Annotated in this window: 9 protein-coding genes; 3 read left to right on the forward strand and 6 right to left on the reverse strand. The window is 65.9% G+C overall.

Translation table 11 applies throughout. The features are described from left to right. The 3 genes from AC1D00_RS10780 to AC1D00_RS10790 form a co-directional block, all read left to right on the forward strand. Positions 1-990 (forward strand): beta-ketoacyl-ACP synthase (locus tag AC1D00_RS10780; RefSeq protein WP_477010663.1); only part of this gene is annotated, 990 nt, incomplete at its 5' end. A gap of 18 nt (positions 991-1,008) precedes the next feature. Continuing rightward, positions 1,009-2,286 (forward strand): beta-ketoacyl-ACP synthase, encoded by a 1,278-nt coding sequence (locus AC1D00_RS10785; RefSeq protein WP_477010664.1) that lies wholly within the window; start codon positions 1,009-1,011, stop codon positions 2,284-2,286. 8 nt (positions 2,287-2,294) lie between these two features. Continuing rightward, positions 2,295-3,227, forward strand: coding sequence for a lipid A biosynthesis lauroyl acyltransferase (locus AC1D00_RS10790; RefSeq protein WP_477010665.1), 933 nt, complete (start codon positions 2,295-2,297; stop codon positions 3,225-3,227). A gap of 139 nt (positions 3,228-3,366) precedes the next feature. On the opposite strand, the gene AC1D00_RS10795 is transcribed toward AC1D00_RS10790, so the two are convergent. From AC1D00_RS10795 to AC1D00_RS10820, 6 genes are all read right to left on the reverse strand, one after another. Then, positions 3,367-4,479, reverse strand: coding sequence for a polyamine ABC transporter substrate-binding protein (locus AC1D00_RS10795; protein WP_477010666.1), 1,113 nt, complete (start codon positions 4,477-4,479; stop codon positions 3,367-3,369). A gap of 7 nt (positions 4,480-4,486) precedes the next feature. Further along, on the reverse strand, positions 4,487-5,668 hold the full coding sequence (locus AC1D00_RS10800) for an aminotransferase (protein ID WP_477010667.1): 1,182 nt from the start codon (positions 5,666-5,668) through the stop codon (positions 4,487-4,489). A 7-nt stretch (positions 5,669-5,675) separates the two neighbouring features. Further along, positions 5,676-6,002 carry a rhodanese-like domain-containing protein gene (locus AC1D00_RS10805; RefSeq protein WP_135173933.1) on the reverse strand — a complete coding sequence of 109 codons (327 nt, stop codon included), beginning with the start codon at positions 6,000-6,002 and terminating at the stop codon, positions 5,676-5,678. A 304-nt stretch (positions 6,003-6,306) separates the two neighbouring features. Further along, entirely contained in the window at positions 6,307-8,238 is a 1,932-nt protein-coding gene (locus tag AC1D00_RS10810) for a potassium transporter Kup (RefSeq protein WP_477010668.1), read from the reverse strand. Between the two features lie 140 nt (positions 8,239-8,378). Beyond that, complete coding sequence (locus AC1D00_RS10815) at positions 8,379-10,277, reverse strand: potassium transporter Kup (protein WP_477010669.1); 1,899 nt, start codon at positions 10,275-10,277, stop codon at positions 8,379-8,381. A 204-nt stretch (positions 10,278-10,481) separates the two neighbouring features. Continuing rightward, positions 10,482-10,766 (reverse strand): OmpA/MotB family protein (locus AC1D00_RS10820; protein WP_477010670.1); only part of this gene is annotated, 285 nt, incomplete at its 5' end.

Genomic DNA, 10,766 nt, shown 5'->3' on the forward strand with positions numbered 1-10,766 from the left:
ATGGAAGCCAGGCAGCGCATCGGCACCTATGCCGCGGGCCTCGCGCTCGACTCCGCGGGGATCAAGGGCAACAAGGACATCCTGTCGAAGATCGACATGGTCGTGGCCGCCGGCGGCGGCGAGCGCGATCTCAACGTCGACACCGGCGTGCTCACGGCCGAGGCCAAGGGGGCGAATGCGCCCGGCTTCCTCAACGAGCGCCTGATGAGCGATCTCAGGCCGACGCTGTTTCTGGCCCAGCTCTCCAATCTCCTCGCCGGCAACATCGCCATCGTGCATGGGCTTGGCGGCACCTCGCGCACCTTCATGGGCGAAGAGGTCGCGGGCGCCGATGCCGCGCGCATCGCACTGGCGCGCATCGGCTCGGGCGAGAGCGACATCGCCCTGATCGGCGGCTCGCACAATGGCGAGCGCAAGGACCTCATGGTCCTCTACGAATTCGGCGACTTCAACCTGAAGGACAAATTCGCGCCCGTCTGGGCGCGCAAGGACCACGCCGGCTTCGCGCTGGGGTCGGCCGGTGCCTTCCTGGTGCTGGAGTCGCGCGCGCACGCGGAAGCCCGCGGCGCCAAGCCGTTCGCAAAACTGTCGAGCGTGGTGGCCGATCTCGCCCGGCGCAAGCAGCCCGGCGACATGGCCGCGACGCTGGAGAAGCTTTGGGCCAAGCTGCCGAAGCGCGAGGGCAAGGGCGCGATCATCACGGGTGCGACCGGCGCAGAGCCCGCGACATCCGAGGAGCGCGGCTTCCTGAAGGGCCACGCCGACTTCCCGGTGCGCTCGACCGGCACGATGTTCGGACACACCATGGAGACGCAATTCCCGCTCGGAATCGCGCTCGCCGCGCTCTCGATCTCGCGCGGCGCACTGTTCCCGCCGAACGATTCCACGGGGACCGAGATTGAAATGCAGGGAGCGCCCACCCAGATTGTGGTCGTGGGGGCCGGACACTGGCGCGGCGAAGGCATGGCGCTGGTCGAGGCCGTGAGCTAGCTCTAGCGGGGGATCGACATGACTGCACCACGCGACAAATTCGGGCGTCCCGTCGTCGTCGTCACCGGCATGGGCATCATGACCTCGCTCGGCGCCGGCAAGGCCGACAATTGGGCGAAGCTCGTCGCCGGCGAATCCGGCATCCGCACCATCACGCGCTTTCCGGTCGACGGCCTGAAGACGACGATGGCCGGCACGGTCGATTTCGTCAGCGTCGATCCGTTCTCCTCCACCGGCCTGTCCGAGCGGATGGCCGAGATCGTGACCCAGGAAGCGCTCGAGCAGGCCGGCATCGGCGCCAAGGCCGATTTCCCGGGCCCGCTCTTCCTCGCGGTCGCTCCGGTTGAGGTCGAATGGCCGCAGCGCCGCGAGCTCGGCCGCGCCGTCGGCTCGCCGGACTTCACCTATGACGATCTCTTGCGCATCTCCGGCGGCGGCAAGTACARCGCCTATCATCACCGCTTCATGTTCGGCTCGGTCGCAGCCTATCTCGCCGAGACTTTCGGCACCAAGGGCTCGCCGATCTCGCTGTCGACGGCCTGCGCCTCGGGCGCGACCTCGATCCAGCTCGGCGTCGAAGCGATCCGCCGCGGCGAGACCGATGCCGCGCTGTGCGTCGCAACCGACGGCACGGTGAATCCGGAAGCGCTGGTGCGCTTCTCGCTGCTCTCCGCGCTGTCGACCCAGAACGATCCGCCGCAGGCGGCTTCCMGCCCCTTCTCCAAGAACCGCGACGGCTTCGTCATGGCCGAAGGCGCCGGCGCGCTGGTGCTGGAAAGCTATGAAGCCGCAACCGCGCGCGGTGCAAAGATCCTCGGCGTGATCGCCGGCTGCGGCGAGCTCACCGATTCCTTCCATCGCACCCGCTCCTCGCCCGACGGCAAGCCGATCATCGGCTGCATGAACAAGACGCTGGCCGATGCCGGCATGACCCCGGACCAGATCGACCACATCAACGCGCACGGCACCGCGACCCCCGAGAACGACAAGATGGAGTTCAACACGACATCGGCCGTGTTCGGCGAGCTCGCGCAGAAGATCCCGGTCACGTCCAACAAGTCGATGGTCGGCCACACCATCTCGGCCGCCGGCGCCGTGGAAGCGATCTTCTCGCTGCTCACCCTCGAGCATCAGCGCATCCCGCCGACGATCAACTACGAGACCCCGGATCCCACGATCCTGTTCGACGTCGTCGGCAACAAGGCGCGCGACGCCCGCGTCACCGCGGTGATGTCGAACTCGTTCGGCTTCGGCGGCCAGAACGCCTCGCTGATCCTGACCCGCGAACCGGCCTGACCGGACGCATGGCGCTGCTGACTGCGAGCATCAAGGCCCGCGCGCGGGAGGCTGCCAAATCGATCGGCGGCAGCCTGATCGGCGCCGCCACGGTCGGCATGCTGCGCACCACGCGCTATTTCGATCCGGTCAAGACCTCGGACTTCTTCTCACGCGTTGTGAAGCTGGTCGGCCCGCGCCTGCGCGAGCACCGCATCGGCCGCGCCAACCTCACCGCGGCGTTTCCGGAAAAATCGCCGGAGGAGATCGAACAGATCCTGATGGGCGTGTGGGACAATCTCGGCCGCGTCGGCGCCGAATTCGCCCATATGGACCACGTCTGGGACTACGACCGCGACCATCCGGAGAACAGCCGGATCGAATTGCCGAAGCGCAGCATCGAGCTGTTCGACCACATCCGCGATGACGGCAAGCCTGCGCTGATCTTCGCCGCGCATCTGGCCAACTGGGAATTGCCGGCGCTCGCCGCCGTCGCGCATGGGCTGGATGCCGCGATTCTCTATCGCCGGCCGAACATCGCCTCCGCCGACCGCATCATCCAGGAGATGCGGCAGGTCAACATGGGCACGCTGATCCCGGCGGGGCGCGACGCGCCGCTGCGCCTCGCGCAGGCGCTGAAGGACGGCAAGCACGTCGCCATGCTGATCGACCAGTATCTGACCGGCGGCGTCGAGGTGACCTTCTTCGGCCGCAAGACCCGCGCCAATCCGATGCTGGCGCGCCTGCTCCGCCAGGTCGAATGCCCGATCCACGGCGTCCGCGTCATCCGCAAGCCCGGGGGCCGCTTCGCCGCCGAACTGACGGAGGAAGTCCCGCCGGTCCGCGATGCCGACGGCAAGATCGACATCCAGGGCACGACACAGGCGATCACCAACGTCGTGGAAGGCTGGGTGCGCGAGCATCCGGAGCAGTGGCTGTGGCTGCACCGCAGGTGGCGGTAGCGGACAGAACTCTCTCTGTCATGGCCGGGCTTGACCCGGCCATCCACGCATCACCACGCGGCAGGAAAGACGTGGATGCCCGGGACAATCCGGGGCATGACGACCGAGCAAGGGGAGCGTCTGCTCCGTCTCAGCCCCTCTACCGCCCCGTCTTCACCTTGGTCCACAGCCGGTTGATGATCCGCTGTGTCGCCGGCTCGCGCGCCGTGATGACGAACAGCTTTGCGAGCGTCGCCTCGTCCGGATAGATGTTCTTGTCGTTCAAAATCTTCGGATCGACCAGCTTCTGGCTGGCGAGGTTGCCGTTGGCATACGACAAAAAGTCCGAGTTCTTGGCGGCGATGTCCGGGCGGTAGAGGTAGTTGATCAGCTCGTAGGCTTCCTTGACGTTCCTGGCGTCCGCGGGGATCGCGAGATTGTCGAAGAACATCTGCGCGCCCTCCTTCGGAATGGTGTAGCCGATCTCGACGCCGCTCTTGGCCTCGGCCGCGCGGGCGCGCGCCTGCATGATGTCGCCGGACCAGCCGACCACGAAGCAGATCTCGCCGGTGGCGAGCGCGCTGAGGTATTCGGACGAGTGAAATTTTCGCACCGACGGGCGGACTTTCGCGACGATTTCGGCGGCCTTCTCCAGGTCCGCCTGCTTGGTCGAGTTCGGATCGAGCCCGAGATAGCTCAGCGCCGCCGGGAAGATGTCGTCGGCGGAGTCGAGCATGTGCACGCCGCAATCCCTGAACTTGGCGAGGTTCTCCGGCTTGAAGACGATGTCCCAGCTGTCGATCTTGGCGTCAGCGCCCAGGATCTGCTTCACCTTGGYGACGTTGTAGCCGATGCCCGTGGTGCCCCACATGTAGTTGGCGGCGTAGAAATTGCCGGGATCGTAGATGCCGAGGCGCTGCGTCACCACGGGCCAGGCATTGGCCAAGTTCGGCAGCTTCGAGGTGTCGAGCTTCTGGAAGATGTTGGCCTTGATCTGGCGCTGGAGGAAATAGGCGGTCGGCACCACGACGTCGTAGCCGGACTTGCCGGCCATCAGGCGCGTCTCCAGCGTCTCGTTGGCATCGAAGGTGTCGTAGACGACCTTGATGCCGGTCTCCTTGGTGAAGGCCTCCAAGACATCCGGCGCCATGTAGTTGGACCAGTTGTAGAAGTTGACGACCCGCTCCTCGGCGCCTGCGGGAGCGGAGAGCAACGTCAGCGCTGCGGCGATTGCAAAACCAAGGCAAAGCCTGGAGCGGCTGACGTTCGTCATCTCAAATCTACCTCTTGCGTCCACGCACCGCGTCCGACAGCCGCTCCAGCGCGGTGTCGAGCGTCTGGTCCTTCTTGGCAAAGCAGAAGCGGACCACCGAGGTCACCGGGTCCTGCTCGTAGAACGCCGAGACCGGGATCGCCGCGACCTTGTAATCCCTAACGATCCGCCAGCAGAACTCGGCATCGCTCTCGTTCAGCCCGAGCGGCGACAGGTCGACGGTGAGGAAGTAGGTGCCCTGCGACTTCAGCACGGGGAAGCCGAGGCTCTCCAGCCCTTTGGTCAGGCGGTCCCTGCTCCGCGTCAGGTCCTTGCGCATCGACAGGAAGTAGTCGTCGGACTTGCCGAGGCCATAGGCCACGGCGGCCTGGAGGTTCGGTGCGGTCGTAAAGGTCAGGAACTGGTGCACCTTGGCGGCGACGCGCAGCAGCGGCGGCGCGGCGCAGACGAAGCCGATCTTCCAGCCGGTGAGCGAGAAGATCTTGCCGGCCGAGCCGACCTTGATGGTGCGGTCGCGCATGCCGGGGATCGTGATCAGCGGGATGTGCTTGTGCTCGTCGAAGGTGACGTGCTCCCAGACCTCGTCGCAGATCGCGATGACGTCGAACTCCTGGCAGTAGCGCGCGAGCAGCTCGAGGTCCTCGCGCGGATAGACCACTGCGGAGGGATTTAAGGGATTGTTGAAGAGCACCGCCTTGGTCTTTGAATTGAAGACGCTTCTCAGCATGTCCTCGTTCAATCGCCAGTGCGGCGGTTCGAGCCGGACGAGGCGCGGAATGCCACCGGCCTGGCGGATGATCGGCAGGTAGGAATCATAGACCGGCTGGAAGCAGACCACCTCGTCGCCGGGCTGCACCACCGCGAGGATGGCCGAGGTCAGCGCCTCGGTGCCGCCGGAGGTCACCATCACCTCGCTCATCGGATCGAGCTTGAGGCCGTGCCAGTGGCCGTAATGGGTCGCGATCGCCTGGCGCAGCTCCGGCAGGCCCATCATCGACGGGTACTGGTTGTAGCCGTTCAGCGAGGCGTCGGCCGCGGCGCGGCGGATGTCCTCGGGGCCGGGATCGTCAGGAAAGCCCTGGCCGAGATTGATGGCGGCATTGTCGCGCGCAGCCTGCGACATCGCCTCGAAGATGGTGACGGGAAGGTCGGCGAAGACCTTGTTCAGGGACGAGCTCTTGGTCGTCATCGCGCGGTCAGCCACCGACCTTGCTGGGAAGACCCGCCGCCTTCCAGCCGAGCATGCCGCCGGCGAGATGCTTGTCGTAAGGCAGGCCCGCCGCCTGCGCCGCGAGCGAGGCCGTCACCGAGCGCTTGCCCGAGCGGCAGGCGAACACGACCTCCTTGCCTTGGGGATCGGGGATCGCCTTGGGATCGAAGGTCGAGAGCGGCACCACGACGCCGTAAGGATAGGCCTCGGCCTCGACCTCGTTCGGCTCGCGGACGTCGACGAGCAGATAGCGGCCCTCCGCGACACCCTTGGAGACCTCGTCCGGGGCCAGATCCTGTACTTGATTTGCCACATCATCCTCCAACGTCGCGAGCCGCATGCCGGGGCGATCCCGGCGGGCGGCAACCTCGCCTCTCGGGCAGCGAAAATCAAGCGCTACAATGGCTTGAGCCGCGCGGCGCAAGTTAAAGCTAAATCGCAGCGACTTGAAGTCCGGCTTTCAGGATGCCTGAAACTCCTCCTTCGCATCCGACCACGCGCTCGGTGTCATTCCCCGCGAAAGCGGGGAATCCAGTACGCCGCGGCCTATCGATTCAACCACAACTGTCTCGGAATACTGGATCGCCCGGTCAAGCCGGGCGATGACAGCGGCGGCGCTAGATCGTCACCTGCGTTCCGACCTCGACCACGCGGCCGCTAGGGATCTGGAAATAGTCGGTGGCGTCGTTGGCGGAGCGGCTGAGCGAGATGAACAGCCGGTCCTGCCAGCGCGGCATGCCGGAATGGGCGGCAGGCTTCAGCGCCCTGCGCGACAGGAAGAACGAGGTCGACATGATGTCGAACTGCCAGCCGAGCTTGCGGGCGATCGCCAGCGCCTTCGGCACGTTGGGCGATTCCATGAAGCCGAACTTCAGCGTCACCTTGGAGAAGGTCGGGCTGATCTGCTCCAGCCTGACGCGCTCGGCCGGGTCGATCCGCGGGGTCTGCGCGGTCTCGATGGTGAGAATGACGTTCTTCTCGTGCAGCACCTTGTAGTGTTTCAGACTATGCATCAGCGCGGTCGGGGCACTGAGCGGGTCCGAGGTCAGGAACACGGCGGTTCCGGGCACGCGCTGCGGCGGCCGCTTCTCCAGCATGGCCACCAGGTCGGCGAGCGGGAACTCCAGCTTGCGCGACTTCTCGAACAGCAGCCGGCTGCCGCGCCGCCACGTGTACATCAGGATGATCATGAGCGCGCCGAGCGCGAGCGGCACCCAGCCACCCTCGAACACCTTGAGCAGGTTGGCGGCCAGGAAGGTCAGGTCAAGGAACAGGAAGGGTGCGATCAGCGCAGCCGCCGCGAGCGGCGACCACCGCCAGACCTTCCAGATCACGACAAAGCCCATCATCGCGGTGACCACCATGGTGCCGGTGACGGAGATGCCGTAGGCGGACGCCAGCGCGCTGGAGGAGCGGAACAGCAGCACCAGGAGCACCACCGCGACCAGCAGGAGCTGGTTGATGCGCGGGATGAAGATCTGGCCGGAATGGGCTTCAGACGTATGGCGAATTTCAAAACGCGGCAGCAGCCCCAGCTGGATCGCCTGGCGCGTCAGCGAATAGGCGCCGGTGATGACGGCCTGGCTTGCGATGACGGTGGCGGCGGTGGCGAGCACGACCATGGCGCCGCGGATCCAGCCTTGCGGAAACAGCTGGAAGAACGGGCTCTCGATCGCCCCGGGATCRCCGAGCACGAGCGCCCCCTGCCCCAGATAGTTCAGCGCCAGCGACGGCAGCACGATGAACAGCCAGGCGGTCTGGATCGGCCGCTTGCCGAAATGGCCGAGATCGGCATAGAGCGCCTCCGCACCCGTGACTGCCAGGAACACCGCGCCCAGCGTCACGAAGCCGATGATGCCGTGGTGCAGCATGAAGGACACGGCGTAGAGCGGATTCAGCGCGAACAGCACCTGCGGCTGCTGGATGATCGGATGGATCGCGGCGATCGCTATCACCGCGAACCAGACGCACATGATCGGGCCGAAAAAGGCAGCGACGCGAGCGGTGCCGCGCGACTGCACGGCGAACAGGCCGACCAGGATGATCACGGTCAGCGGCACGATGTAAGGCTCGAAATGCAGCGTGACGTCCTTCATGCCTTCGATCGCCGACAGCACCGAAAGCGCGGGGGTGATGACGGCGTCGCCGTAGAACAGGGCGCCGGATATGATGCCGAGCAGGACGATGGTTGCCCCGCCGGTGCCGACCGCGCGCTGGGCCAGCGCCATCAGCGCCAGCGTGCCGCCCTCGCCGTTGTTGTCGGCGCGGAGCAGGATCACGACGTATTTGAGCGTCACCACGACGATGAGCGCCCACAGGATCAGGGAGAGCACGCCGAGCACGGCCGCCGGCGTGGCGAGCCCCTCGGTGCCCGAGGAGGCCGCCGTCACGGCCTCGCGGAACGCGTAGAGCGGGCTGGTACCGATGTCGCCATAGACCACGCCGATGCTGCCGAGCGTCAGCGCGCCGAAACCGGCTGTCGTGTGGGCCTCGCCATGGCCATTGGCCGCCGCCGTTTCCGGGGCGGGAACTGCTACGTCGCTTGTCATGGGAGAGCCTGGTGGCCTCTAAAAATGCTTCACTGCACAACGGCGGAAGAGCGCGGGCTTATAGTCCTGCGCTGCCGGCATAGCCTAGCCCGTTTTTGGGCCCTCGCCATGCAAATTTCGCATGGATCCGCCAACTGCGATCAAATGGTGACTTGGGTGCCAACTTCAACCACCCGCCCCGTGGGAATCTGGAAATAGTCGGTGGCGTCGTTGGCGGACCGGCTCAGCGCGATGAACAGATGGTCCTGCCAGAGCGGCATGCCCGACTGTGCCGAGGCCTTCAGCGACCTTCGCGACACGAAGAACGACGTCGACATGATGTCGAACTGCCAGCCCTGCTTGCGCGCGATCGCGAGCGCCTTGGGCACGTTCGGCTGCTCCATGAAGCCGAAGCGCAGGCGGACCTTCGAGAACTTGTCGCTGACCTTCTCCATGCGGAACCGCTCCGACAGGTCCACTCGCGGCGTCTGCGCGGTCTCGATGGTCAGGATCACGTTGTGCTCATGCAGCACCTTGTTGTGCTTGAGGTTGTGCAGCAGCGCGGTCGGCACGAAGGAAGGATCGCTGGTCAGGAACACCGCGGTGCCCTTGACGATGTGCGGCGGCCGCTTCTCCAGGCTCCGGATCAGATCGTCCAGCGGCACCTCGATCCGGCGCGTCTTCTGGATAAGGATTCCCGTGCCACGCCGCCAGGTCCAGATCGTCCCCGCCATGGCCGCGCCGAACAGCAGCGGCACCCAGGCGCCTTCCAGGAGCTTGAGCAGATTGGCGCTGAAGAAGCTCATGTCCACGACGACGAAGGGCACGATCACCGCCGCAGCCGTCGCCGCGCGCCAGTTCCACAATTTCCAGATCACCACGAAGCCCATGATGCCGTCGGCGACCATGGTGGTGGAGACCGCGATGCCATAGGCCGAAGCCAGATTGCTGGGGGTGTGGAACAACAGCACTAGCAGCATCACGCCGATCAGCAGCAGCCGGTTCACGCGCGGTAGATAGATCTGGCCGGCATGGGTTTCGGAGGTGTAGCGCACCTCGAAGCGCGGCAGCAGGCCGAGCTGCACCGCCTGATAGACCAGCGAATAGGCGCCGGTGATCACCGCCTGGCTCGCGATCACGGTCGCCGCGGTCGCAAGCCCGACCAGCGGCAGCACCAGATGCTCGGGCACCATGCGGTAGAAGGAGTGCTCGATCGCGCTCGGATCGGACAACACCAGCGCGCCCTGCCCAAAATAGTTGATCAGCAGCGAGGGCAGCACGAAGAACATCCAGGCCGACTGGATCGGCTTGCGGCCGAAATGGCCGAGATCGGCATAGAGCGCCTCGCCGCCGGTCACCGCCAGGAACACCGCGCCCAGCGTCACCAGGCCAATCGTGCCATGCGAGAGCAGGAATTGCAGCGCGTAATAGGGATTGATCGCGGCGAGCACCGACGGATCGTCGGCGATGTGGACGGCGCCCATCACCGCAATGCACGTGAACCAGACCACCATCACCGGCCCGAAGGCCGAGGCCACCAGCGCCGTCCCCTTGCTCTGGACCGCGAACAGCAGCACCAGGATGAGGACGGTGAGCGGCACCACATAGTGCTCGAACGCGGGGGTCACGAGCTTGAGACCCTCGACCGCCGACAACACCGAGATCGCCGGCGTGATCATGGAATCGCCAATGAACATGGAGGCGCCGACCACGCCGAGCGCGAGCAGGAACCAGCTTCGCCGCCCGAGCGCACGCTGGCCGAGCGCCATCAGCGAGAGCGTGCCGCCCTCCCCGTTGTTGTCGGCGCGCAAGAGCAGCAGGACATATTTGGCGGTGACGACGATCAGCAGCGCCCACAGGATCAGCGAGAGCACGCCGAGCACCATGCCCCGCGTGACCGGCTCACCATGGGCCGCGCCCCGCACCGCCTCATGGAATGCGTAGAGCGGCGAGGTGCCGATATCGCCGAAAACGACACCGATGCTCCCGAGCGTAAGCGCCCAAAAGCCTGAGGTGACCGGCCCGTCCTGGGTCTCGGCCTGTGTGATGCTCGCCGTCATGAWGGTGGAAAACGCTTCGTCCCTGAATTTGATCCGGCGCCTTTTGACGCTTCCGGCGCGCCTGTCAATCGGCACCCCACCTTAGCAGGCGCTGAGCCGAATGCTGTGACGGCGCGGCCACTCTCGTCGCCAGCGCGACGACATGCCTCAGGTAAGATGGTAGCGCACGTGCGCCAGCGCGGCCCTTCGGGTCCGGATCATTCCCTACGGCTTCAAATTCGGCGGCAGCGGCGGATCTTCGCGCATCAGGGTGATGGTCACGCGCCGGTTGGCGGCCAGCGAGGGATCGTCCGGAAACAGCGGCTGGGTGTCCGCCTTGCCGGAGACGGCGAAGATGTGCGAGGCCGGCAGGCCCTCGCGCTCGAGGATCTGCCGCACGGCATTGGCGCGGTCGGCCGACAGATCGAAGGCACCGTAGTCACTGCGGGTCGGCACGAAACCGGCGGCGGTGTGGCCGGCGATGGAGACGCGGAGCGGCGTGGCCTTGAG

It is taken from the genome of Bradyrhizobium sp. P2_E8, assembly GCF_056403875.1.

Bases quoted from the DNA above. Each gene is read 5' to 3' on its own strand.
- AC1D00_RS10790 (WP_477010665.1), top strand. From the start codon at position 2,295: ATGGCGCTGCTGACTGCGAGCATCAAGGCCCGCGCGCGGGAGGCTGCC.
- AC1D00_RS10815 (WP_477010669.1), bottom strand. From the start codon at position 10,277: ATGACGGCGAGCATCACACAGGCCGAGACCCAGGACGGGCCGGTCACC.
- AC1D00_RS10800 (WP_477010667.1), bottom strand. From the start codon at position 5,668: ATGACGACCAAGAGCTCGTCCCTGAACAAGGTCTTCGCCGACCTTCCC.